The 25,300-nt window shown below is 61.9% G+C and carries 18 protein-coding genes; 13 read left to right on the top strand and 5 right to left on the bottom strand.

Translation table 11 applies throughout. From position 1 onward, the window contains the following. Positions 1-4 precede the first annotated feature (4 nt). From BCY88_RS29930 to BCY88_RS29965, 8 genes are read left to right on the top strand one after another with little or no spacing between them, the layout of a single operon-like run. On the top strand, positions 5-1,057 hold the full coding sequence (locus BCY88_RS29930) for a microcin C ABC transporter permease YejB (protein WP_120347773.1): 1,053 nt from the start codon (positions 5-7) through the stop codon (positions 1,055-1,057). Continuing rightward, positions 1,011-2,126 (top strand): ABC transporter permease, encoded by a 1,116-nt coding sequence (locus BCY88_RS29935; RefSeq protein WP_120347774.1) that lies wholly within the window; start codon positions 1,011-1,013, stop codon positions 2,124-2,126. The genes BCY88_RS29930 and BCY88_RS29935 overlap by 47 nt, the downstream gene beginning before the upstream one ends. After that, the gene (locus BCY88_RS29940; protein ID WP_120347775.1) at positions 2,123-3,784 is read left to right on the top strand and encodes an ABC transporter ATP-binding protein; all 1,662 of its coding nucleotides are present in this window, start codon (positions 2,123-2,125) and stop codon (positions 3,782-3,784) included. Before BCY88_RS29935 ends, BCY88_RS29940 begins: the two co-directional genes overlap by 4 nt. Then, complete coding sequence (locus BCY88_RS29945) at positions 3,777-5,213, top strand: TldD/PmbA family protein (RefSeq protein WP_120347776.1); 1,437 nt, start codon at positions 3,777-3,779, stop codon at positions 5,211-5,213. The genes BCY88_RS29940 and BCY88_RS29945 overlap by 8 nt, the downstream gene beginning before the upstream one ends. Then, entirely contained in the window at positions 5,213-6,574 is a 1,362-nt protein-coding gene (locus tag BCY88_RS29950) for a TldD/PmbA family protein (protein WP_120347777.1), read from the top strand. The genes BCY88_RS29945 and BCY88_RS29950 overlap by 1 nt, the downstream gene beginning before the upstream one ends. A 4-nt stretch (positions 6,575-6,578) precedes the next feature. Next, entirely contained in the window at positions 6,579-7,178 is a 600-nt protein-coding gene (locus tag BCY88_RS29955) for a GNAT family N-acetyltransferase (RefSeq protein ID WP_120347778.1), read from the top strand. A 4-nt stretch (positions 7,179-7,182) separates the two neighbouring features. Continuing rightward, positions 7,183-7,731: a GNAT family N-acetyltransferase gene (locus BCY88_RS29960; RefSeq protein ID WP_120347779.1), complete on the top strand. Its 549-nt coding sequence runs from the start codon at positions 7,183-7,185 to the stop codon at positions 7,729-7,731. Between the two features lie 12 nt (positions 7,732-7,743). Further along, complete coding sequence (locus BCY88_RS29965; RefSeq protein WP_120347780.1) at positions 7,744-10,944, top strand: multidrug efflux RND transporter permease subunit; 3,201 nt, start codon at positions 7,744-7,746, stop codon at positions 10,942-10,944. A gap of 57 nt (positions 10,945-11,001) precedes the next feature. Here BCY88_RS29965 and BCY88_RS29970 read toward each other — a convergent pair whose 3' ends face one another. Then, positions 11,002-11,358: a DUF4148 domain-containing protein gene (locus BCY88_RS29970; RefSeq protein ID WP_259461553.1), complete on the bottom strand. Its 357-nt coding sequence runs from the start codon at positions 11,356-11,358 to the stop codon at positions 11,002-11,004. 352 nt (positions 11,359-11,710) lie between these two features. On the opposite strand from BCY88_RS29970, the gene BCY88_RS29975 reads away from it, so the two are divergent. The 4 genes from BCY88_RS29975 (at position 11,711) to BCY88_RS29995 (ending at position 17,022) form a co-directional block, all read left to right on the top strand. Continuing rightward, a complete protein-coding gene (locus BCY88_RS29975; protein ID WP_074286056.1) occupies positions 11,711-12,388 on the top strand; it encodes a response regulator transcription factor in 678 nt (225 codons plus the stop codon). A 13-nt stretch (positions 12,389-12,401) separates the two neighbouring features. Next, entirely contained in the window at positions 12,402-13,799 is a 1,398-nt protein-coding gene (locus BCY88_RS29980; protein ID WP_120347782.1) for a sensor histidine kinase, read from the top strand. A gap of 35 nt (positions 13,800-13,834) precedes the next feature. Next, the gene (locus tag BCY88_RS29985; protein WP_120347783.1) at positions 13,835-14,545 is read left to right on the top strand and encodes a response regulator transcription factor; all 711 of its coding nucleotides are present in this window, start codon (positions 13,835-13,837) and stop codon (positions 14,543-14,545) included. A gap of 1,361 nt (positions 14,546-15,906) precedes the next feature. After that, a complete protein-coding gene (locus BCY88_RS29995; protein WP_120347785.1) occupies positions 15,907-17,022 on the top strand; it encodes a porin in 1,116 nt (371 codons plus the stop codon). A 305-nt stretch (positions 17,023-17,327) separates the two neighbouring features. Here the strand turns inward: BCY88_RS29995 and BCY88_RS30000 are convergent, their stop codons facing one another. After that, positions 17,328-17,603 carry a DUF4148 domain-containing protein gene (locus BCY88_RS30000; RefSeq protein WP_120347786.1) on the bottom strand — a complete coding sequence of 92 codons (276 nt, stop codon included), beginning with the start codon at positions 17,601-17,603 and terminating at the stop codon, positions 17,328-17,330. A gap of 326 nt (positions 17,604-17,929) precedes the next feature. Between BCY88_RS30000 and BCY88_RS30005 the strand changes: the two genes are divergently transcribed. Continuing rightward, positions 17,930-19,108 carry a porin gene (locus BCY88_RS30005; RefSeq protein ID WP_120347787.1) on the top strand — a complete coding sequence of 393 codons (1,179 nt, stop codon included), beginning with the start codon at positions 17,930-17,932 and terminating at the stop codon, positions 19,106-19,108. 134 nt (positions 19,109-19,242) lie between these two features. Here BCY88_RS30005 and BCY88_RS30010 read toward each other — a convergent pair whose 3' ends face one another. From BCY88_RS30010 to BCY88_RS30020, 3 genes are read right to left on the bottom strand one after another with little or no spacing between them, the layout of a single operon-like run. Beyond that, positions 19,243-20,733, bottom strand: coding sequence for an efflux transporter outer membrane subunit (locus BCY88_RS30010; RefSeq protein WP_120347788.1), 1,491 nt, complete (start codon positions 20,731-20,733; stop codon positions 19,243-19,245). Beyond that, entirely contained in the window at positions 20,726-21,940 is a 1,215-nt protein-coding gene (locus BCY88_RS30015; protein ID WP_120347789.1) for an efflux RND transporter periplasmic adaptor subunit, read from the bottom strand. The genes BCY88_RS30010 and BCY88_RS30015 overlap by 8 nt, the downstream gene beginning before the upstream one ends. Next, positions 21,930-25,211, bottom strand: a complete 3,282-nt coding sequence (locus tag BCY88_RS30020) for an efflux RND transporter permease subunit (RefSeq protein ID WP_120347790.1) — start codon at positions 25,209-25,211, stop codon at positions 21,930-21,932. Before BCY88_RS30020 ends, BCY88_RS30015 begins: the two co-directional genes overlap by 11 nt. Between the last annotated feature and the right edge of the window lie 89 nt (positions 25,212-25,300).

Genomic DNA, 25,300 nt, shown 5'->3' on the forward strand with positions numbered 1-25,300 from the left:
CAGCATGCTTGCCTACATTCTCAGACGATTACTGTTGATGGTGCCGACGCTGCTCGGCGTGGTCACGCTGACCTTTGTCGTCACGCAATTCGTGCCGGGTGGGCCGGTCGAACAGGTGATGACGCAACTCCGCCACGGCGCTGGCCGTGGCGGAGAGGCGGGGGCGGGGGGCGGTGGCTATCACGGCAGCCAGGGTGTCGATCCGCAGCAGATCGAACAGATCAAGAAGCAGTTCGGCTTCGACAAACCCCCGCTCGAACGTTACGTCCTGATGCTCAAGCGCTACGCGAGTTTCGATCTCGGCCGGTCCTATTACCAGCACGACAGCGTATGGGACGTCATCAAATCGAAGCTGCCTGTGTCGATCACGCTCGGCTTATGGACGGTGATGCTCACGTATCTGATATCGGTGCCGTTGGGCATTGCGAAAGCGGTGCGCAACGGTTCGCGCTTCGATACGGTGACCAGTGTGCTGGTGCTGGCCGGCTATGCGATTCCGGGTTTCGTGCTTGGGGTGCTGTTGCTGATGCTGTTCGGCGGCGGCACCTTCTGGCAGGTGTTTCCAATGCGCGGCCTCACCTCGGATAACTTCGGCGACCTCAGTACCTTCGGCAAGCTGCTCGATTACCTGTGGCACATCGTGCTGCCGGTTACGGCTTCGGTGGTCGGCAACTTCGCGATTGTCACGATCCTGACCAAGAACACCTTCCTTGAGGAGATTGGACGCCAATACGTCCTGACCGCGCGCGCCAAAGGGGCACCGGAGCGCGACGTGCTGTGGAAACACGTGCTGCGCAATGCCGCGATTCCGCTGCTGACCGGTTTGCCGGCGGCATTCGTCGGCGCGTTCCTGAACGGCAACCTGTTGATTGAAACCCTGTTCTCGCTCGACGGCATGGGCCAACTGTCCTACGACTCCGTGATTCGGCGTGACTATCCGGTCGTGCTCGGTTCGCTGTTCCTGTTCACGCTGATCGCTCTCGTAACCAAACTCATTGCTGACGTCTGCTATGTCCTCGTCGACCCCCGCATCCAATTCAACCGCATGGACCGCTGAGCTGTCCGGTACGGCGTACGTGGCGTCGCCGTCTCCCTGGCGGCGCACCTGGCTGCGCTTCAAGCGGCAGCGGCTCGGTTACTGGAGCCTCGTGATCTTCGTATCGCTGTTCGTTATCAGCCTGTTCGGCGAAGTGCTGTCCAACGATCGTCCATTGCTCGTCCGTTACGAGGGAAACTACTACTTTCCGATCGTCAAAGACTACTCGGAGAAGATTTTCGGCGGCGATTTTCCGGCCCGCGCGAACTACCTCGATCCGTATATCCGTTCACGGCTCGAATCGAACGGCAACTTTGCGATTTATCCGCCGAATCATTTTCACTACGACACGATCGACTACTTCGCCGCTCATCCCTATCCGGCGCCGCCTACGAGAAGCAACTGGCTCGGCACGGACCAGTACGGCCGCGATGTGCTTGCGCGGCTGTTGTACGGGTTCCGGCTCTCGGTGCTGATGGCGTTCGCGCTCACCATATCCGGTGTCCTGATCGGTGTGCTGACGGGCGCGGTGCAGGGTTTCTATGGCGGACGCACCGATCTGATCGGTCAGCGCCTGATCGAAATATGGAGCTCGATGCCGGATCTGTATCTGTTGATTATCTTCGCGTCGATCTTCGAGCCGACGCTATGGCTGCTCTTCATTCTTCTGTCGATGTTCGGTTGGCTCGTGCTGTCCGATTACGTGCGAGCGGAGTTCCTGCGCAATCGTTCGTTGGACTATGTGAAAGCGGCACGCACCATGGGTCTCTCGAACTGGCAGATCATGTGGCGCCACGTGCTGCCGAACAGCCTGACACCGGTGATCACGTTTTTGCCGTTCCGCATGAGCGCGGCGATTCTCTCGTTGACCAGTCTCGACTTCCTTGGGTTGGGCGTGCCGCCGCCTACACCGAGCCTCGGCGAGTTGCTGCAGGAAGGCAAGAATAACCTCGACGCGTGGTGGATTTCGATTTCGGCTTTCGCCGCTTTGGTGATCACCTTGCTGCTGTTGACCTTTATGGGTGACGCATTGCGTAACGCGCTCGACACGCGCAAGCGCGGCTCGGCGTTCGGCGGAGGTCCGCGATGAACGAAGTCAAAGGCAACCGGCCCCTGCTCGAAATCGATCGTTTCTCTGTGCGTTTCGGCGACAAGATCGCGGTGCATGAACTCAGCCTCTCGATCGCGCGAGGTGAGCGCGTCGCTCTCGTCGGCGAATCGGGTTCCGGCAAAAGCGTCACTGCGTTGTCGATCCTGCGCCTCGTCGACCATGCCGATCTGAGCGGCCGCGTGCTGCTGGACGGCGAAGATCTGCTGCAAAAAACCGAGCAGCAGATGCGCGGCCTGCGCGGCGCCGACGTGGCCATGGTGTTTCAGGAGCCCATGACGGCACTCAACCCGCTCTTCACGATCGGCAAGCAGATCGCGGAAAGTTTGCGCCTGCATGAGGGCTTGAGGCCGAATGCGGCACGCAAACGCGGTATCGAGTTGCTCAGGCGCACGGGTATCCCCGAGCCGGAGCGGCGCATCGACAGTTTTCCGCATCAACTGTCCGGCGGCCAGCGGCAGCGCGCGATGATCGCGATGGCGCTGGCGTGCCGGCCACGTCTGCTGCTTGCCGACGAGCCGACCACGGCGCTCGACGTCACCGTGCGTCAGCAGATCGTCGATCTGTTGATCGCGTTGCAGGAGCAGGAAGCCGCCGAGCGGGGCATGGCCGTGCTGCTGATCACGCATGACCTGAATCTGGTGAAACGCTTCGCGCAGCGCGTCGCGGTGATGGAGAAGGGCGTGCTGGTCGAAACCAATACGACCGAAGCCTTGTTCTCCAACCCACAACATCCTTACACCCAACGCCTGCTGGACAGCGAGCCGCAGCGTGCGGTGGCGCCGGTCGAGCCGGGCGCGCGGCGTTTGCTCGACGTAGAGGGACTCGCAGTCGACTACCGCACGTCCGCGAAGGGCTTGCGTTCCCTGTTCGGGCGCTCCACGTTTCGCGCGGTGCACGACGTCGACCTGTGCCTGCGGCGCGGCGAGACGCTCGGCATCGTTGGCGAGTCGGGATCGGGTAAATCGACGCTGGCGGCAACCGTGCTCGGCCTGCAGCAACCGGCGGCCGGTCACATCCACATCGACGGTTTGCCACTTGCCACCCTGAAAACCGCGCGTTCACGCCGGGCGTTGTACTCGCGCATGCAGGTCGTGTTTCAGGACCCGTTCGGCTCGTTGTCGCCGCGCATGACTGTCGAACAGATCGTCAGCGAAGGCCTGACCATGCATCAACCCGACATGGACGCCCGGGCGCGGCGCGCGCGCGTGGGCAGCCTGCTGGAAGAAGTGGGCATGCCCGCGGACGCGATGCTGCGCTATCCACACGAGTTTTCCGGCGGTCAGCGCCAGCGTATCGCGATTGCCCGCGCGTTGGCGGTCGAGCCGGAATTGCTGGTGCTCGACGAGCCGACCAGCGCCCTCGATGTATCCATCCAGAAACAGGTGCTGAATCTGCTGACAAATCTGCAGAAAAAGTACAAGCTTAGCTATTTGTTCATTACGCACGATCTGGCGGTGATGCGGGCCATGGCGCATCGCGTGATCGTGATGAAGTCAGGACGCATCGTGGAAGCGGGCGACACACTCGATGTGTTGCACGCGCCCTCGCATCCTTATACCCAGTCGTTGCTCGCGTCGTCGCTGATCGTGTCGCCGGCGGGTGTGGCGCAGACTCCTACGGGAACCGTTAATGATTGACGAACGTTGGGCGCACGCCGCCCGATCGCTTACGAGCCGCGCGGCCTTCTGGTCGCTGCGCATTGTCGACGAACAGATCGACGATCACGAGATTCGCAACGACATCGCGCAACCCATGCGCACGGTGCGCGATCGTGGCGCGATGCTGATTGCCTGGGTGGGCGCGGGTGCCGGCTATGCGGCTACCGCGAACCTGAGTGCCGCCGGTCTGCAGCAGGCGCTGGATCTCGCCACGGCCCGCGCGGAAGCGAGCGCGGCCTTGTCGCTGATCGACCATCGCGAGGTGGCGCGTCCTGCCGTGAGTGGCCACTATGCGTCGCCGAATGTGCAGCATGCATTGCCGAGCCGCGCCGAATGGCTGGAGCGCCTCAGCGTGGAATGCGCGGGTGCAAATCTCGATGCGCGCATTGTCGAGCGCGTCGCGGCTGTACAGATCACGCATACCGATCAGCTCTACATGACCGGCGACGGCGTGCGGATCGATCAGCGGTTCCAGTTCGTGATGCCGCAATTGAGCGTCGCCGCCCACGCGGACGGCGATACGCAGGTGCGTACCCTCGGCGGCAACTACGGCACGCTGGGGCAGGGCGGCATGGAAGTGCTGGCGCGCTTCGGCTTCGACGGCTCGGGCGCACGTGTGGCCAACGAAGCGCTGCAACTGCTGGCGGCGCCGAATTGCCCGTCGGGCAAGCGCGATTTGCTGCTGATGCCCGATCAGATGATGCTGCAGATTCACGAATCGATCGGTCATCCGCTTGAGCTCGATCGCATTCTCGGCGACGAGCGTAACTTCGCCGGCTGGAGCTTCGTCAAGAAGGACATGTTCGGCTCGTACCGCTATGGTTCAGAACTGCTGAACGTGACCTTCGACCCCGATTTACGCGAGGAGGCCGCCGCTTACGCATTCGACGACGACGGCACCGAAGCGCACAAGCAATACCTGATCCGCGACGGCGTGCTCGAACGTCCGCTTGGCGGCGCGCTTTCGCAGCAACGCGCGCAGTTGGCCGGCGTGGCGAATTCGCGCGCGTCGAACTGGAACCGCCCGCCGATCGACCGGATGGCGAATCTGAACATCGAACCCGGTGAGCGTTCGCTGGAGCAGATGATCGGCAATATCGAACATGGCATTCTGATGCGCACCAATACGTCCTGGTCGATCGACGACCATCGCAACAAATTCCAGTTCGGCTGCGAGTTCGGTCAGCTGATCGAAAACGGCAAGCTTACCCAGGTCGTCAAACAGCCGAATTACCGCGGCATTTCGGCGAATTTCTGGCGCAGCCTGAGCGCGGTGGGCAACGCCGATACGCGCGAAGTGTACGGCACGTCCATGTGCGGCAAGGGCGAACCGGCGCAGATCATTCGCGTCGGCCACGCTTCGCCGGCCTGTGTGTTCAGCAACGTCGACGTGTTCGGAGGTGCATGATGAGCCAATTCATCTCCTCGCGCGTCGCCACGCCGATCGACTGGCAGCAGCATTTCACCTCGCTGGCCGATGCCATCGAGCGCTTGCAGCAAGGCTCGGAAATCACGCTGAGTTCTTTTGCCGGCGAGCAGTCCGACTTTATCCGCTTCAATGTGGGCCGCGTGCGGCAGATCGGCAGTGTGTCGCAAGGCAAGCTGACGCTGCGTTTGATTGACGGCGCACGGCAGGCCTATTCGACGCTGACCGTCTGCGGCGATCTGCAACAGGACCTGGACGATGTGAGCGCGGCGCTTGCCGCCTTGCGTGAGAGCCTGCGCGGCGCGGTGGACGATCCGCATCTGTTGATCGACACCTCGCAATGGCAGCGCGCCACGCAACGTTCGGGCAAGCTGCCGGAGCCGGGCAGCTTGCTGCGCACCGTTGCCGAATGCGCGCACGGGCTGGATTTCGTGGGTTTTTACGCGGGCGGCACGATCGTGCGCGGCTTCGCGTCCACGAGCGGCAGCCGCGGCTGGTATGAAGTCGATAACTTCAATTTCAGCTGGTCGCTCTACGACCCGAGCGGCCGCGCGATCAAAACGACTTACGCCGGCGACGACTGGAGCGACGCCGTTTTCGCCCGCAAGGTCGAGCAGGCCGCAGCGCGTCTGTCGGTGCTCGCGCTCACGCCGCGCACCCTGGCGCCGGGGCGTTATCGCTCGTATCTGGCGCCCGAGGCGCTGGCTGAACTGCTCGGCGTGACGGCATGGAGCGGTTTCTCCGCGCGCGCCCAGGCGAGTTCGCGAAGCGAGTTGTACAAGCTCCATGTGGGAGAAATCGTAGTCGACCCGCGCGTCACGATCAGCGAAGATCTGAATCTCGGCATTACGCCGGGCTTCAACGACGACGGCTATCTGCGCGAAAGCGTCCCGTTGATTCAGGCCGGCCGCAGCGCCGAACGCCTGACCAATGCACGCAGCGCGCGCGAATACGGATTGACGCCCAACGGCGCGCTGGCGAGCGAGTCGCCGGCGGCGCTCTCCATGCAAGCGGGTGACCTGCGGGAAGAAGACGTGCTGGCGGAACTCGGTACCGGTCTTTATATCGGCAACCTCTGGTACGTGAATTTCTCCGACCGGATGAATTGCCGCCTGACCGGCATGACGCGCTTCGCGACCTTCTGGGTCGAGAACGGGCAGATCGTCGCGCCGCTTGAGGCCATGCGTTTCGACGATAGTCTGTACCGCCTTCTCGGCAGCGAACTCGAACAACTCGGCTCGCAAGCGCAATTGCTATTGAGCGACTCGACCTGGGGCGAGCGCGCCACGGGCGGCATGCAACTGCCCGGCATCCTCGCGAGGTCATTCGAATTGACGTTATGAGCCTATGAATCAAGACATAAGAACAACAACCTGTTCTGAGGGCTTACCCAGGGGTCTGACGCTGCGCGCATTGCGCGTTTCCGACGCGGAACAATTCCATGCCATGCAGCAGTTGGCGGGCGTGGTGAACGGCAATCCTCACGTGCCGTTTCAGACGCTCGCCAGCACACGCGAATACCTCGAAAAACTCGCGCCTCCCGAGATCGCGATCGCGGCGATGGTAGGCGACACGCTGGTCGGCGAAGCGGAACTCACGCCTTTTAAGGGCCGCCGTGCGCATGCCGCATCGCTGGGCATTGGTGTGCACGACGCATGGCAGCGGCGCGGCATCGGCACTGCGCTGATGAACGAACTGCTCGATCTGGCCGACAACTGGCTCGGTCTGCGCCGTCTCGAGTTGCACGTCTTCACCGACAACCATGCAGCGCTCGCGCTCTATCGCAAGTTTGGATTCGAGATCGAAGCGCATCAACGTGGCGCGGTGTTGCGCCGCGGCGTGCTGATCGACTGCTATTTCATGGCGCGGTTGCGTGAGGCGCCGCCGTTGGCGACGCCTTCCGCGGCCAGCCTCGAGCCAACAGCCGCCAACATCGCGGCGAAATAAGATCATGAAAGAAGAAACGGGGCAGCACGACACCGCGCTCGATAATCGTATTACGATTCGCGCGCTCGAATCGTCGGACATGGATGCGTTCGCCGATATCATGAGCTTGCCGGGCGTGCGGCGCGGCACGTTGTCGGTCGGCTACCGCGGCGCCGATCAGCTCAGGACGTGGTACGAGCGGCGCCTCAAAGACGGCGTCAACGTGTGTGCGACCATTGGCGGGCGCATGGTCGGCCACGCGGGGTTGGAGATTCACCGGCCCAGCCGCGCGCATTGCGCGCACTTAGGCCTCGCGGTGCATGACGGGTATCATGGGCGCGGTGTCGGTTCGGCGCTTCTGCAAGGGCTTACCGATTGCGCCGATGGGTCGCTCGGTTTGCGCCGTCTCGACCTCACGGTGTTTTCCGACAATGCGTCGGCGATTGCGCTGTATCGCAAGTTCGGCTTTGTCGAAGAAGGCCGCTCGCGTGGTTTTGCCATGCGCGACGGCATACTGGCCGACGTGCTGCATATGGCCCGCCTCGTTGACGCGCCGCGCCTCCAGTCAATCTGAACGGACTATTGCGTGCCATTTTTTTTCATCGACCGCCCGGTCTTCGCATGGATTGTTGCGCTCGCCATTGTGGTTGCGGGCGCGCTTGCCATTCCGCAACTGCCGGTGGCGCAGTATCCGCGTCTTGCGCCCCCGCGGATCGTGATCAGCGCCACCTATCCGGGGGCCGCGACTGAAGTGGTCGATGCCAACGTCGGCAGCATCATCGAGGAAAGTCTCGATGGCGCCGACAATATGCTGTACTACGAAACGACCAGCGATAACCTAGGCAATCTCGAGATCGACGCGACCTTTGCGCCGGGCACGAACCCGGATCTCGCGCTGGTCGACATCCAGAACCGTCTCAAGCAGGTCGAGCCGCGCCTGCCGCAACAGGTCGTGCAGCAGGGCATCAGCGTATTCAAGGCGGCCAATACGTTCCTGATGCTGGTCGCGTTGACCTCGACAGATGGCTCGCGCGATTCCGTGCAGCTGAGCGACTACCTGAGCCGTTACGTATTGCGCGAACTCAAGCGTGCACCGGGCGTGGGCGCGGCGGAGCTGTGGGACGCCGACGAAGCGCTGCGCATCTGGCTCGATCCGATGAAGCTGCGCGAATACGGGCTCGGCGCCGCGGAAGTGAACGCCGCGATCGCCGCGCAGAACGCCACGGTAACGGCCGGTACGCTGGGCGACGCACCGTTCGTTCCGGGGCAGCAATTGACGGCTTCGGTGAGCGTGAAGGGGCAACTGATTTCGCCCGCCGAATTCGGACAGATCGTGCTGAAGGCGTTGCCCGACGGTTCAGCCGTGCGTTTGCGCGACGTCGCGCGGGTCGAACTCGGGCGCGACAATTATTCGTACTACTCCCGGCTGAACGGCAAGGCCGCGGCGACCGTCGGTATTCAACTCGGGCCGCGCGGCAATGCGCTCGAAACGTCCAACGCGATCCGCGCGCGGCTGGCCGAACTATCGAAAACCTTGCCGCCTGGCGTCGCCGTCGAAATACCATTCGACAACGCGCATTTCGTGCAGATCGCGATTCGGGAAGTACTCGCCACGCTGGCAGAAGCGGTGGTGCTGGTGTTCTTCGTGATGTGGTTGTTCCTGCGCGATCTGCGCTACACGCTGGTGCCGACGGTCGTGATTCCGGTCACGCTGATGGGTGCGTTTCTCGCGATTTACGTCTGTGGGCTGTCGATCAACGTGTTTACGATGTTCGGCCTCGTACTCGCCATCGGCATTCTTGTCGACGATGCGATTGTGGTGGTGGAAAGCGTGCACCGCGTGATGGAAGAGGAAGGCCTGCCGCCGCGTGAAGCGACCCGCAAGGCGATGTCGCAGATCGGCGGCGCAATTGTCGGCGTGACTGCCGTGCTGACGGCGGTGTTCGTGCCGATGGCGTTTTTCCCAGGCGGCGTCGGCGGTATTTACCGGCAATTCGCGGTGGCGATGATCGCGTCGATGCTGGTGTCGTCGTTCATGGCGTTGTCGTTGACACCCGCGCTGTGTGCGAATCTGCTGAAAGCGCACAAGCATCCGGTGAGAGAACGAGATGCCCGCCGCGGCCCACTCGGTTTCGCGGCGCGCGCGGCGAGCCGTTTCACGTCGGGTTTCGATCGCGCCGCGAGCGGCTATCGTGGACTGACTGCGCGGATGTTGCGCCGCATCGGTCCGATGCTGGCCGTTTATGCCGTGCTGGTCTGCGTGTGCGGCGTGCTCTACTGGCAAATGCCCGGTGGCTTTCTGCCGAGCGAAGACCAGGGCCAGTTGCAGGTGATGGTGCAATTGCCGGCCGGTGCGACGCAGGCGCGTACGCTCGCCGTGGTCCAGCGAATGGAGAATATCCTGCACACGGAGCCCGCGATTGCGCACGTCACCAGTGTGATCGGCTGGAGTTTTACCGGCAGTGGCCAGAACGTGGCGATGGGCTTCGTCGAACTGAAAGACTGGGGCAAGCGCGACACGGACGCGATGGCCCTGCGCGACCGCCTCAACGACAAGTTCGACAAGATTCTCGACGGCGATGTGGAAGCGCAGTTGCCGCCTTCCGTGCCGGGGCTCGGGCATTCGGACGGCTTCGTGTTCCGGCTCGAAGATCGCGGCGGCGTCGGGCTGGATGCGCTAAAAGCCGCACGCGAGCAACTGTTCGCGCAGGCCAAGGCAAGCCCGGTGCTGGCCTCCGTGCATTCGGAAGATTTGCCGGATGCGCCGCGCGTCGAACTCGTTATCGACCGCGCGAAAGCCTACGCGCTGGGCGTATCGTTCGACCGTATCTCCGATGTGCTGGGCAGCACCTTCGGCTCGACGTATATCGACGATTTTCCTGCCGGTGGGCGGATGCGCCGCGTGATGATCGCCGCCGACGCCGCGACCCGGATGACAGAAGACGATCTGATGGCGCTCTCCGTGCCGAACTCGACGGGGGGCATGGTGCCGCTGTCGGCGATCGCATCGCGCCATTGGTCCATCGGCCCGGTGATGCTGAGCCGCTACAACGGCTACCCCTCGCTCGACGTGAGCGGTCATGCGGCGCCTGGCTACAGTTCGGGCGCGGCGATGGCCGAGATGGAACGGCTCGCCGCTTCGCTGCCGCTGGGGGTTTCGTATGACTGGGTCGACGCGGCGCGTGAAGAAACCGCGGCGGCACGGCTGACCCCCTTGCTGATCGGCTTGTCGGTGCTGGCCGTTTTCATGGCGCTGGCGGCTTTGTACGAAAGCTGGACGATCCCGCTTGCGGTGCTGATGGTCGTGCCGCTCGGCGTGATTGGCGCCGTGGCGGCGGTGCTGCTGCGCGGCATGCCGAACGACGTGTATTTCAAGGTCGGCATGATTACCGTGATAGGCCTCGCGGCGAAAAACGCGATTCTGATCGTGCAGTTCGCCGGCGATCTATATCGCCGCGGTCTGCCGTTGACGCGCGCCGTGACCGAGGCGGCGGCCGCGCGCTTCCGGCCGATCGTGATGACCTCGGCGGCGTTTCTGCTCGGCGTCGTGCCCCTGGTGGTGTCGAGCGGGGCGGGTGCCGAGAGCCGCCGCTCGATCGGCACCGGCGTGTTCGGCGGGGTACTGGCGGCCACGCTGTTTGGCCTCCTGTTTGCGCCGGTTGCGTTTCATGCGGTCGCTTCGCTCACGTACAGCAGGCGGCGGCTCGCGGAACTGCGCCGCAAGCGTGACGAACGGCGCGCCCAGCGGGCAGCGAGCAAAAGCGGCCAGTTGACGAATGGCCGATGAGGTGACGGCGGGCACGCAGCGCCTGCGCGCTGCCGCCGTCAGCGCCGAACGCGGCGTTCAGCCAGCCGGCTGATTCGCTGCTGCCGTGGGCGCTGCACCGCCCGGCATTTGTGTCGCGGTGGTGGACGCATGCGCGGCCGGCATGCAGTCGGCGCGATATTCGGCTTGCAGCTTCTGCTCTGCCTGCTCCAGATCGCTCGGGTATTCGTCGTCGTCATCGCTCGGGCTGTAGCCGACTGCTTCCAGTTCACCGAGTTCGTTCATCAACTGCTTGTGCGTGACCTCGCTCTTGAGCTGCTTGAACGGGTAGTCGTTGCATTGCTGTTGTGTGAGACCCGGCGAGGCCATCGCTGAGGCGCTGCCGATCAGCAGAAGGGTGGTGACGAGTGTTCTGGTTGCGAGCTTCATTTTCATACCATCCACGATAAGGTTCGAGTCGGACCGCAAGGAAAACAGCGGGATGGCAGTAGGCTAGTTGAGGCAGCCTACCGAAGCGGCGTCGGGAAAATGAAATATGTTTTATCGTTCGGCCGCCCGTTTTGAGCGGCCCGGCGGCAAACTTAAATTTTTCTTCATGAAGCGGATGTTCATCCGCTATGCGGGCGCGCGTAGCCTGCAGGCAGGCACTCAGGCAAAGCGGCGACACCCGTCGAATCGCACGCCCGTACTCTGAACCCGCAAGCCGAATATGGCATCATGTCTTCCTACTGATAACCGGTTGCGCCCACCGCTTGCATCGGCAGAGCTGGTGGCGCATGCAATGATCATGTCGCGAGTATTGACGATCGAAGATGATGAAATTACCGCGAATGAAATTGTCGGGGAGCTGAAAAGTCGCGGCTTCACCGTGGATTGGGTGGCCAACGGCCGCGACGGCATGGCGCGCGCAATCAGCGAGGACTACGATGTGATCACGCTCGACCGCATGCTGCCGGGCGTGGACGGTCTCACGATCCTCACCACCATGCGCAGCATCGGTATTCAAACGCCGGTGCTCATGCTGAGCGCGCTGGGCGATGTGGACGAAAGAGTGCGTGGCCTGCGCGCCGGCGGCGACGATTATCTGACCAAGCCGTTCGACCCCGAGGAAATGACCGCGCGTCTCGAAGTGCTGCTGCGCCGCAGTCAAACCCCGGCTACGCCACTCGAAACGCATTTGCGGGTTGGCCCGCTCGAACTCGATCTGATTTCCCGCAAGGTGCAGCGCGACGGCGAAGAGATCGTTCTGCTGCCCACCGAATATCGTGTGCTGGAATTCATGATGCGGCACGCGGGACAAACCATCACGCGCACCATGTTGTTCGAAGCGGTGTGGGGTTATCACTTCGACCCGGGCACCAATCTGATCGACGTGCACATGGGCCGTTTGCGCAAAAAAATCGACCCGCCCGGCGTCACGCCGATGATTCAGACCGTGCGCGGCTCGGGTTACATCCTCGCATGAGCAGACCATTTTGATGGACACAACCTTCCCGGCTCAATCTGCGCTCGGGCGGCGCTGGCATTCCACCACCTTTCGCCTGCTGTCGATCTACGCGGTTATCTTTTCGCTTTCGGTGATGCTGTTGCTGGGCTACATCGGGTGGGCCGTGACCGGCGATATGGAGCGCGAGACCGATGTGGTGATGGACTGGCAACTCGTCTATTTCGATTCGGTGCCGGATTCCGGCCTTGCCGACGCGATTCATCGGCGTATCGAACACGAGCGCATGCACACCAACTACTACGGCCTGTTCGCGGCCGACGGCCGCCTGCTGGCGGGCGACCTACTCGCGTATCCCACGCAGCTGCCTACCAATCGCACCGGCAAGACACTCGATCTCGCACTCGCCAAGGGCCGCAACGATCCGGTGCCGGTAGTGCGCGCCATGGGCGAGCGGCGCAAGGACGGCTCGACGCTTGTGATCGGCCGTGATCTGACGCACATCCTGCGAATTCGCGAGACCATCATCAACGCGCTGGTGGGCGGTGGCATTGTGTGCCTGCTTGCGGGCGTGGCCGGCGGGCTCGCACTGAGCGTGCGGCAGATGCGCCGGCTGAAAGCGATCCGGCGCGTCACGCAGCGTATTGCGCAGGGCGATCTCGCGCAGCGCCTGCCGATTGGCGGACGCGACGAAGTGGATATGCTCGCGCATCTGGTGAATCACATGCTCGCGGAAGTCGAGCGCCTCATGAACGAAGTGAAAGGCGCGTGCGACGGTATCGCCCACGATCTGCGCACGCCGCTCGCGCATGTGCGAACCTTGCTCACGCATGCTGCGGAGCAGACCGATGCACTCGACGCTCCCGCGTTATCGCAACTGGTAGAGCGTGCACGGATCGAGACCGATGCGTTGCTCGACCGGTTTCGCGCGATGTTGCGCATCTCCGAGATCGGCACATTGCAACGGCGCGGCGGATTCGGTGAGGTGCAACTCGAGAGGCTGGTGCAGGAAGTGGGTGAGCTATACGAACCGCTCGCGGAGAGCCGCATGATTCAGTTGTCCGTACATGCGCAGGCGGTCGATGCGATTCACGGCGATCGTGCGTTGTTGTTCGAAGCGCTGAGCAATCTGATGGATAACGCGATCAAGTTCACACCTGAAGGTGGTGTGGTGCGTATGGAGCTCCGGCAGACTTCGGCGGGGCCGCAGGTGGACATTGTCGATAACGGGCCGGGCATTGCCGCTGATGAACGCGACGCGGTCCTGCAGCGGTTTTATCGTGGTGAGAGTACGCGACACCTGGCCGGATCGGGACTCGGGTTGAGCATCGTTTCGGCGGTGATGCGGGTGCATGACTTCACGATGAAGATCGGGAGTGCGCAGCCAGGCACGAGGATCTCGATCGAATGCTGGTCGAGGACGCTGGCATGAGCTTGTGCGCTCTCTTTATCCTGACAGGGTGGTGAATGCGCGTTCTGTTCGTGGGACCTGCTCATCCGGAAGCTGCATGGCTTTTCAAGGCGCTGCAGGAGAGCGCCCATAGTCTGCAACGGGCCGATGATCTGCGGGATGGAGTTTTTCTTGCATCGCAGGAACCGTTCGATGCGATTGTTCTGATGGTGCTTGACGTCGGGTTTTATGCTTCCTTGCATGGATTCATTGGGGAGTTCGCGGCTGCTGGGAGTGGCGCGGCGATTGTTGCCGTGCTGGGTGCGGCTACTGCTCAGGACCGCACCAGAATTTTGCGCGCCGGCGCGGATGCGTGTTTTTGCCAGCCCTATTCGTTCATTGAAATGCACGAGAGGATGGCCGCTTTGCAGCGGGTTGGCGGGGCGCGGGGCGCTGGGTTTGTTTCTGCTACTGGTTCTGCTACTTCTGTTTTGCCTGCTGTTGGGGGGCCTTCTTTGGATGGGGCTACGCGTGAGCTGGTTTGTGGCGTTCGGCGGGTTGCCGTTACCCGGCGCGAGTTTCTTTTGCTTGAGTGTTTGCTGAGGCAGGTTAATGCGCCGGTGGCTCGAGATCAGCTGATCCGGTATGCGTGGCCGGAGAAGGAGGATGTCGATCCTTCCAGTGTCAATCTTGTTGTTTCGAGGTTGCGGCGGAAACTTTCTGAGGATGTGCCTGAGGTTAGGATTGAGACTGTTAGTCGGTTTGGGTATCAGGTTTCTGTTTCATGATTTTTTTTGCCTGCGCGGCGCTTGGGTTGTTGTTTTTGTGGTTTTGGTCTTTCCTTGTTCTGATTTCTTTGGCCTTTCCTTGCTGTGTTATTGGTTTATTAGTGTTGCCCCTGTGCGGGGCGGCACTTACTTTCTTTGCCGCCGCAAAGAAAGATAAGCAAAGAAAGCGGCTCACCCCGCCAGCTCATAAGCGGGTCCCCCGCGCAGCCACGGTAGTGGTGCATCTGGAATCTGTGTTCTCGCACACTTCGCTCCGGTGACAAGGGCGTCATACTTCCGGCGGCGCTGCGCGCGCCGATGCGCAGTTCAAACACCACCCGCCAAGCGTTTGCTCTCGCGGTTTATCCAGGGCACTGACTCGTTGTTCGTCACCGCGCGGGCACAACTGCGGCAGTGCCGTGAATGCGCTGCATCACCATTTCGAGCGTTCACTTCCACGGTTGCACAGCTCTCCGATTCATCGCCGCGGGCACAACTGCCCAGTTCCCCGATTCGTGGCTGCATCGCAGCCGAGGGCACGACCGTCGCGGCGCGACGAATGCGACGAATGCGACGAATGCGACGAATGCGACGAATGCGACGAATGCGACGAATGCGACGAATGCGACGAATGCGACGAATGCGACGAATGCGACGAATGCGACGAATGCAACGAATGCAACGAATGCAACGAATGCAACGAATGCAACGAATGCAACGAATGCAACGAATGCGCCGCGTGGACATTTCATTTGAAGTGGGGTTCGCCAATAAGAGCGGGAGCATCTCGCCGAGGCGAAGCCGATGGCCCCCACCAAACCCAACCGAAACTCCTGGTTTCCCATGCAGCCCCATCCGCGACGCACGCAGTGCGGAGTGGGAGCGAATGAGCCCTGTGTCGCTAACGCGGAGTGTGCGAGAGCACAGATTCCAGATGCACCACTGCCCCCTCCAAGCCAGGGGACCCACTTATGAGCTGGCGGGGTGAGCCGCTTTCTTTGCTTATCTTTCTTTGCGGCGGCAAAGAAAGTAAGTGCCGCCCCGCATAGGGGCAACACTAATAAACCACTAACACAACAAGGAAAGGCCAACGCCACAAAAACACACCCAAAACAAACCACTAACAAAGCAAGGAAAAACCAAAGAAGCCAGAACAAGAAAAGACCACCACCATAAAACCACAACCAAACCAGACCACGAAAAAAACAAGGCAAGCCCAACGCCGCAGGCACCCATCCCCCCGGGGTCAACACCCACCTCATAAAAACCCAACAAAAAAACTGAAACTCTGTCTTGCAACGATCGCCATTTCTGACCTCGATATATTCACCCTGTGGCAACACACTTCCTATAGTCATCCTTATTTAAATGAAAGGTAATTCATGAACCAGAAGATGAAGCTGACACACCTGGTCGGGGCACTTCTATGTGTCGGCGCCGTCTCCACCGCGCACGCGCAAAGCAGCGTCACACTCTACGGCTTGCTCGATACAGGTATCGACTTCGCCAGCAACGTCAACGGCAACCATCTCTATCAAATGGCCAGCGGCGTCAGCGCAGGGAGCCGCTGGGGTCTGAGAGGAAAGGAAGATCTGGGCGCAGGTCTCTCAGCCGTGTTCGATCTGGAAAGCGGCATCAATTCAACAAACGGCAGCCTGGGCAGCGGCCTCGCCTTCTCGCGTAACGCCTACGTCGGCCTCGCCAGTCAAACAGCCGGTACCGTCACACTCGGGCGGCAGTGGGATCCGGTCGTCGATCTCATCGAGCCGTTCTCACTCAACGACAGCTACGGCGGTTGGTACTTCTCCCACCCCAATGACATGGATAACCTCGATAACGGTTTCGCTGTCAGCAATTCGGTGAAGTACACGAGTCCCACCATCGGTGGCTTCACCGGCGAAGCACTCTACTCGTTTGGCGGCCAGGCCGGGCAGTTCTCGAATAACTCCGCCTATAGCGCCGCCGCGTCGTATACGAATGGGCCGTTCTCGATGGGCGCCGGCTATCTGCGCGTCAACGATCCGGAACAGGCGGTTCAGAGCTATCAGAACGGCTCGGGCTACACCAACGCGGTGTACGGCAACTATCTCGCCAATGCCCGTAGTCAAGGTATCTTTGCTGCCGGCGCTTCCTATCAGATCGGCAAGTTCAAGGTGATGGGCAACTTCACCAACGTCAACTTCCAGCAAGGCGATGCGGGACAAGACGTGAAATTCCAGAACTATGAAATTGCCGGTACCTTTGCGGCAACCAGTCAGCTCAATCTCGCAGCCGGCTACACCTACACGGATGGCCGCGATCACGCGACCAATCAGGAGCCGAAGTATCAACAGCTCAACCTGAGCGCGGAGTATGAGCTTTCCAAGCGCACCGCCATCTATGCGCTTGCAGCGTTGCAGAAGGCCAGCGGCGGCGCCGTCGCGCAGATTGCCGGCTTCGATCCGTCATCCGACGGCAAGCAGGTGGTCGGCCGGGTAGGTATTCGACACTCGTTCTAAAGTACCCGCGTCAAGTAGAAGAGCGCGCTGCCCGAAAGGGGAGCGCGCTCTTTTTTGTTCATGAACCAAAATAAACGTTGCAGTAACTCGGTGGACCGACACAGTTGTCGGCGCTGGTAGGTGTCGTTGACGTTGCACAACCGGATAACAGCAGTCCGGCGGCGACGGCGGCAACGGCGAAAGAAGCTGATCGTTTGATCGCGGTGCGGAGGGTCATTGATGTTGTCAGGGCAGGAAGACAGGGCCGTGCGATAAACGATGGAGCCGGATGGATTCATTCATCCGGCTATCGTCGTCCATGTGGATCAGTGTGCGTAGAGCGTCGAATTCAGATAGGCAAGCTGGCCGTCCTTTTCCGCATGCACCAGTTCCTGATAAACCTGCGCGCGCGTCTTTCCAGCCGTAGCCTGACCGTAAGGCGCCACCCACGATCCCCCGGCGCTGACCGCGGAGGTGCTGTTCTGCGCCACTTGCATCGCCGGCGCGGCGTTCTGTTGCGCCGGTGCCGTGGTCGATTGAGCGAAAGCGGAAGCCGTTGCGGTTGCACCGATGAAAGCGATGGCGAGCGTCAGAGATTTCATGTTCGTAATCCTCACAAATCAAATTGGATGGGACCGATTCGCGAACCGCAATGCATTCGTGGATCGGTTGATGAGAAGGATAGTCACCTGGCTTTAGCGGTTCGGCGATGTGTGCATGAAAAGATATTTATCTGTTGTAGCATCGGCGCGGCAATGTTTTAAGGGTCCTTCGGCGACATGTCATGAACATAAAAAACGTTTCATGAATCGACCGGTTTTGATCATGGGTATGTCATCGCGCAAATCTACATTGCGGCTACCCGCACGGTGTGCGGGATCGGTCCGTCAATGCGCGGACCGGCGCCTTCTCTTACCCGGAATCAAACATGAACAAAGCATTGGCAACCACACTCATCGCATTGGCCGGCACCTTCGGTGCGGCGGCGCACGCGCAAAGCAGCGTCACGCTCTACGGGACCCTCGATACGGGCATCGACTACATCAGCAATCAGAAAACGGCTTCAGGCGGCAAAAGCAACTGGATGATGGAGAGCGGCAATGTCAGTACTGACCGCTGGGGCCTGCGTGGTAACGAGGACCTGGGCGGCGGGCTGAGCGCGGTCTTCGATCTGGAGAACGGTTTCAATATCGACAGCGGCAAGCTCTCCAACGGCGGCGACGAGTTCGGCCGTCAGGCGTGGGTTGGTCTCGCAAGCAAACAGTGGGGCACCGTGACGATGGGCCGGCAATACGACTTCCTCGTCGATTTCGTGGCACCGCTGTCGGCAACGGGCTCGGGCTTCGGCGGCAATATCGCCGATCATCCGTTCGATAACGACAACCTCAACAACGATCTGCGCATGAACAACGCGCTGAAGTTCCGCAGCGCGACGTACGACGGCTTCGCGGTCGGCGGCGCCTATGCTTTTAGCAATGCGGCCGGTGGTGTCAGCAACAACAATGCCTACAGTTTCGGCGCGCAGTGGACGGGCGGTCCGTTCAATCTGGCGCTCGCCTATCTGCAGGTGAACCAGCCAGGCGGCGTCAATCAACCCACGAATACCGGCGGCGCGGTGAGCAGCAGCGACGGCGATGCGACCTTTACCGGCGCGCGCCAGCGCATTCTCGGTGCGGCGGGCCGCTATACCTTCGGCGCGGCGACCGTCGGTCTGGTCTTCACGCGGACGATGCTCGACGATCCGCATCAGATCACCCAGGGTGGCGCGTACTCCACACTCAACGGCGACATGCTGACCTTCAATAACTACGAACTGAACGCGCGCTACGCGATTACGCCGGCATTCACGCTCGGTGGTTCGTACACGTTCACCGATGGACATTTCAGCGATGACGGCAAGAGCGTCGCGCCGAAGTGGAATCAGTTCATGCTGCAGGCGGACTACGCGTTGTCACGCCGGACCGATGTGTACCTGGAAGGCGTGTATCAGCATGTGTCGGGCGCGGACGGTATCGCGGTGCTGGGCAATGCGTCGATCTATTCGCTGGCGGCTTCGTCGAGCGACCGGCAAGCGGTGGTGGCGCTGGGAATGCGGCATCGGTTCTGAGCCGTGCAGGCAAACCGCAAGCTGCTGCGTTAGGCGTGCCCGAATAAAAAACGTCGCCGGTGATGAGCCGGCGACGTTTTTTTATGACCCAGCCAGCCCCAATGCCTGAGGCAATGGCTAACCAGATGGCAGATTCAATCCGCGGACGCAAGCACGTTGGGACCGGGGTGCGCCACTTGCACGCTTGCCGCCTGAACCGCTGGCGTGCCCGTAGCGCCGTCCGGCGACCAGCCGCCTCCCAATGCCTCGATCAAGCCCACCGAGGCCAGCAGACGCCGCGTATTGAGGTTCAATGCGTCGATCTGCGTGGTGAGTTCGGTGGTCTGCGCGGTTACCACGTCCAGATAGCTGACCACGCCGTCACGATAGCGCGACATCGAAAGCGTCAACGTGCGTTGCGCGGCGACCAGCGCCTCGTTTTGCTGCGTGGCCTCGTCGCCCAGATGATGCAGCTGGGCCAGGTTGTCTTCGACCTGCTGGAAAGCGAGCAGCACGGTGGCCTTGTACTTCGCGCCGTTCTCGGCGAGCGTGGCGCGCGCCTGTTGCGTGATCGCTTCACGGCGGCCGCCATCGAATAACGTGAGCACCAGGCTCGGCCCGACCGACCAGATCTCGTTGGGCGCCATCAGCCACGGCGAAAGCGTGTCGCTTTGATAGCCGCCGTCGAGGCCGAGGGAAATATCCGGGAAGAACGCTGCCTTGGCCACGCCGATCTTCGCATTGGCCTCGGCGACGCGGCGCTCGGCAGCCGCGATGTCGGGGCGCCGTTGCAGCAGTGCCGCCGGCACGCCCGTTGGAATCGACGGCAGGTACGCTGTTTCGATCTCCGGCGCGAGTGTGAATGACGACGCGGGCGTGCCGGTCAGACTGGCGATCGCGTGTTCGTACAGCGCGCGGCGTGCGGCGATGTCGTCGGCGGAAGCGCGCGCGGTGTCGAGTTGCGTTTGCGCGCGAGAGACGTCGAGATCGGATGCAATGCCGCCCGCGTGACGGCTCAACGTGAGTTTGAGCGCGTGCTGATAGGTGTCGATCGTATCGTTGAGCAGTTGCTGCTGTTCGTCCAGCCCGCGCAGATTGAAGTACGCGCTGGCCAGATTCGCCTGCAAGCTCAAACGCACCGACTCGAGATCGGCCTCGCTCGCCTGCATCGCCGAGCGGCCCGCCGATACCTCGTTGCGGATCTTGCCCCACAGATCCAGGTCGTAACCGATGCCGACGTCGACGGTATTCGTGCCGTACACGGAGGGCTGACCCGCGCCACGCAGCGGGCGGTTATCCGACTGCCGTTGGCGATTGACCGACGCTTCGGCGCCGATGGTCGGAAACAGGCCCGAACGGGCTTGCGACAGATACGCGGTGGCCTCGTCGTGGCGCGCCATCGCTGCCGCCACGTCCGGATTGGCGGCCGCCACCTGAACTTCGAGGTGATCGAGTACGGGATCGCGATACACGCTCCACCACGCGTCGCGCGGCACGCGGTCGGCGGGTTTCGCGCGCTGCCAGTCGCCACCTTCCTTGAAGGCCGTCGGGATGCTGGTAGCGGGCGCCTGATAGGTGGGTGCGAACGAGCAGCCGCTCACCAGCGCCGCGGCCGCCAGCGCGATACAGATGCGGCGTTTATCCATGAGCGCTCTCCGCCGGCCGGCGTTCGGCTAGCGACGTGTCCGTCGTACCGGCCGGATTGCTTTCGAGCCGGACTTCGTCGCCGGAAGCGAGCGAGTCGGGCGGGTTGTCGATCACGCGGTCGGTCGGATTCAGACCCGAGGCGATTTCGACGTGGGTGCCGAGATCGGTGGCGATCGACACCGGTTTGAGCACCGCGCGGTTGTCGTTGCCGACCACCGCAACCTGCAAACCGGCCTGCCGGAAAATGAGCGAACTGGCCGGAATCGACAGCGCATGCGAGTTGGTGGGCAGTGCGAAATGCACCTCGGTGTATTCGCCGGGAATTAGCAGGCCGTCCTGGTTGTCGACCGCGAGTTGCACGAGCAGCGTGCCCGAGGAGGGCGTGATCGCGTCGTCGGTGTCGACGAGTTTGGCGTTGAACTTCACGCCGGGTCGTTCGGGTACGGTGAGCGTGGCGGTCATGCCGGGTTTGATGGCGGCCGCCTCGTCCTGCGGCACGCTCACATAGACGCGCAACTGACGGGCGTCGGAGACCGTGAACAGATCAGGCCCGTTGCCGCCGCCTGCGTTGATGAGTGCACCGATGTCGGTGGTGCGCGCGGTGACGATGCCGTCGAACGGCGCGGTGATGCGCTTGAACGATTCAAGCGCCTCTAGACGCCGCACGTTGGCTTGCGCGGCGGCGACCGTTGCCTGCTTGGCCACGAGATCGCTGGTCTTTTCGTCGGCGTCCTGTTGCGAAACCGAATCCTGCTGCAGCATTTTCGTCCAGCGGCTTGCCGTGGATGCAGCGAGTTTCTCGTTCGCCACCGAATTCTGCAAATCCGCACGGGCCTGCAGCAGTTGTTGATCGAGGTCGGGCGTGTCGATCACGCCGAGCAACTGGCCGGCTTTGACGTGCGTGCCGATATCGGCGTACCACGCATGCAGATAACCCGACACACGCGCGTAGATCGGGGCGTTGACAAAGGCGGAGAGCCGCCCGGGCAAGACCAGCGCCTGCGCGTCGAGGTCGTGTTTCGGGGTGTATGCCACCACCGTCGGCACGGCTTGCTGGGCTGACCAGGTGGTGAGTTCCTGTTTAGCATGCACGCGGCTGGCAATGCCGCTCGTCACGATGCCCGCTGCCGCCAGCAGCGCGACGATACCGGCCAGCTTCAGATGACGCAGCCGCTTCGGCGAATTGATCTCGATCTCAGTGGACATGTTGGACTCCGGGTTCGGATGATGAGTGATCGTGCGAGGGATCGTTTGATGAGCGATGCGATGGATCGTGTGGCGAATCGTGAGCGCCGGCGTCGCGTCGGTGCACGAGGCTGAACACGACCGGTACGAATAGCAGCGTGGCGAAAGTCGCGCAAATCAGACCGCCAATCACCGCGCGGCCGAGCGGTGCGTTCTGTTCGCCGCCATCGCCGAGACCGAGCGCCATGGGCGCCATGCCGATGATCATCGCGAGCGCCGTCATCAGCACTGGGCGAAAGCGTGTGAAGCCGGCTTCCATCGCTGCAACCAGCGCATTGCCGGTCACTGCGAGCCGTTCGCGGGCGAAACTCACCACCAGAATGCTGTTCGCGGTCGCGACGCCCATGCAGAGAATCGCGCCGGTCAGTGCGGGCACCGAGAGCGGGGTGTGCGTGGTGAATAGCATCCACACGATGCCGGCGAGCGCTGCGGGTAACGCGGTGACGATCACGAACGCGTCGCTCCACGAGTGGAAGTTCACGACGATCAGCAGATAGATCAGCAGGATCGCGCCGACCAGACCCAGCGACAAACCGAGGAACGCGCTATTCATCGTCTGAACCTGGCCGCGCAGCGTGACGATCGAACCCTTCGGCACATCTTTCGCGGTGGCATGGACGATGTTCTGGATCTTCGCCGCAACGGCGCCGAGATCCTGGCCTTGCGTGGTCGCGAACACGTCGTAAAGCGGTTCGATGTTGTAGTGCGAGACCACCGCATCGCCGACGCCGCGCGAGATGGTCGCGATGCCGCCGAGTATCTGCGCCTGCCCGCCCTTGCTGGTCACCGGCAGGTTGCTGAGATTCGACAGGGACGTCATGTCGTATTGCGGCGTCTGCGCGACGATCGGATACGACACACCGTTCTTCGGATTCAGCCAGTAGGTCGGCGACACCTGGCTCGTGCCCGAGAGGCTCGCCACCACGGAATTAGTCACGTCCTGTTCTGTGATGCCGAGTTGATCGGCACGTGAGCGGTCAACGGAAACGGTGAATTGCGGATACGTCGACGCCTGCTGGATGCGCGTGTCGGCAATACCGGGAATCAGGCGCATGCGCCGCATGACCTCGCTCGCGTACCGATGATTGGCCGCCTGATTCGGCCCGGCCACCTGCAGATCGATAGGCGCAGGCGCACCGAAATTCAGAATCTGGCTGACGATATCGGCGGGCAGGAACGCGAAGGTCGTTCCCGGAAACTGGCGCGGCAGCGTTTCACGCAGTGTGCGCACGAAACCGGCCGTAGGTTGGTGATCCTCGTTCAGCGAGATCAGAATATCGCCGTCCTGCGGTCCGATCGTGCCGCTGTTGTTATAGGTCAGGTTGATACCGCTATTGGGCAGGCCGATGTTGTCGACGATACTGCGCAACTGGTCCGGCGGAATTACGCGGCGCACGGCGTTCTCGATCAGATCGAATTGCGCGGCGGTATCTTCGATTCGCGTGCCGATCGGGGCACGCACATGGATCGCGATTGCGCCGGAGTCGATATTCGGAAAGAAGTTGCGGCCGAGCCACGGCGCGAGCAGGAAGGACGCACCGACCACGACCAGGAAGCCCGTCACGAAACGCTTGCGATGCGTGAGCGCGAGACCGAGCATGATCCGGTACACGCTGCGCACGCGCTCGAAACGATGTTCGAAACCACGCTGGAAGCGCACCAACGGATTGCGCGACCGCGCCGCATGCGAATGGCCGCCATGCGGGTCCATCAGCGCCGCCAGTTCACCCGAGGCATGACCGCCCGACGCATGCGGGCGCAACAGATACTGCGCCATCATTGGCACGAAGGTGCGCGAGAGAATGAACGACGCGATCATCGCGAAGATCACCGCTTCGGCCATCGGCACGAACAGAAAACGCGCGATGCCGTCGAGCAGCAGCATCGGCACGAACACGATGCAGATGCACAGCAGCGAGACGAATGCGGGCGCGACGATCTGCGCGGCGCCGTCCATAATCGCGCTGCGTACGTCCTTGCCCTGTTCGAGATGCCAGTTGATGTTTTCGATCGTGACCGTGGCATCGTCGACCAGAATCCCGACCGCGAGCGCAAGGCCGCCGAGCGTCATCACGTTGAGCGTTTCACCCATTGCGGCGAGACCCGCAATCGCCGCCAGCACCGCCAGCGGAATCGATGCAGCGATGATCAGCGTCGAGCGCCAACTGCCGAGGAACAGCAGAATCATCAGCGAAGTGAGCGCGGCAGCGATGATGCCTTCACGCGCCACACCGCTCACCGCGCCCTTTACAAAGGTCGATTGGTCGCCCATCGTCACGAGTTTCAGTCCGGGCGGCAGTGTCGCTTCAATGCGCGGCAATTGTGCCTTGACGCCGGAGATGATGTCGAGCGTCGACGCTGAGCCGTTCTTCAGAATGCTCATCAGCACCGCGCGATGACCGTCCACGCGCACCACGTTGCCTTGTGGCGGATAGCCGTCACGCACATGAGCCACGTCGCGGATATAGATCGTTGCGCCGTCTACCGTCTTGATGGGCAGCGCATTCAGCTCGTCGAGCGCGAGCGGGCTGTTGTTCAGCTTGATGTTGTATTCGAAACGGCCAATTTTTTCGGTCCCCGCCGGGATGATCTGATTCTGCTGCGCGAGGGCAGTGGCGACGTCATTGGCCGAGAGTTTTTTCGCCTGCAGCGCTTGCGGATCCAGATCGATCTGCACTTCTCGGGTCTTGCCGCCGTACGGCGTTGGAATCGCCACGCCGGGCACGCTCAGCAATTGCGGGCGAATGAAATTGGTCGCGTAGTCGGCGAGTTTCTGTTCGTCGAGCGTGTTGCTGGTCAACGCCAGTTGCAGCACCGGCACCGTGGACGCGTTGTAGTTCAGGATCTGCGGCGGCGTGGTGCCGGGCGGCATCTGCTTGAGCACCGTCTGCGAAACCGAGGTCACCTGCGCGGTGGCGGTGCGGATATCCACGGTGGGCTGAAAGAAGATCTTGACGATGCCGTAACCGCGAAACGATTGCGACTCGATATGCGCGACGTCGTTGACCGTCGTGCCGAGCGTGCGTTCATAGTAAGTGACGATGCGTCCGGACATGTCGTCCGGCTGCAGGCCGGCGTAGTTCCAGACTACGCTGATCACGGGAATACGGATGTCGGGAAAGATATCCGTCGGCGTGCGCAACGCGGCAAGCGGGCCGATCAACAGGATCAGCATCGCAAGCACGATGAACGTGTAGGGCCGGGTCAAAGCTAACCGGACTATTTTTAACATCGAAGGCTGCTCCGTTCAGAGGCGCGATTGAATCTGCGCGGGCGTATGGCGGTTAGGGCACGCACCCATTGCGCGGGCCCGGTAACGGC

The sequence above is a fragment of the Paraburkholderia fungorum genome, assembly GCF_003610895.1.
GTDB lineage: Bacteria > Pseudomonadota > Gammaproteobacteria > Burkholderiales > Burkholderiaceae > Paraburkholderia > Paraburkholderia fungorum_B.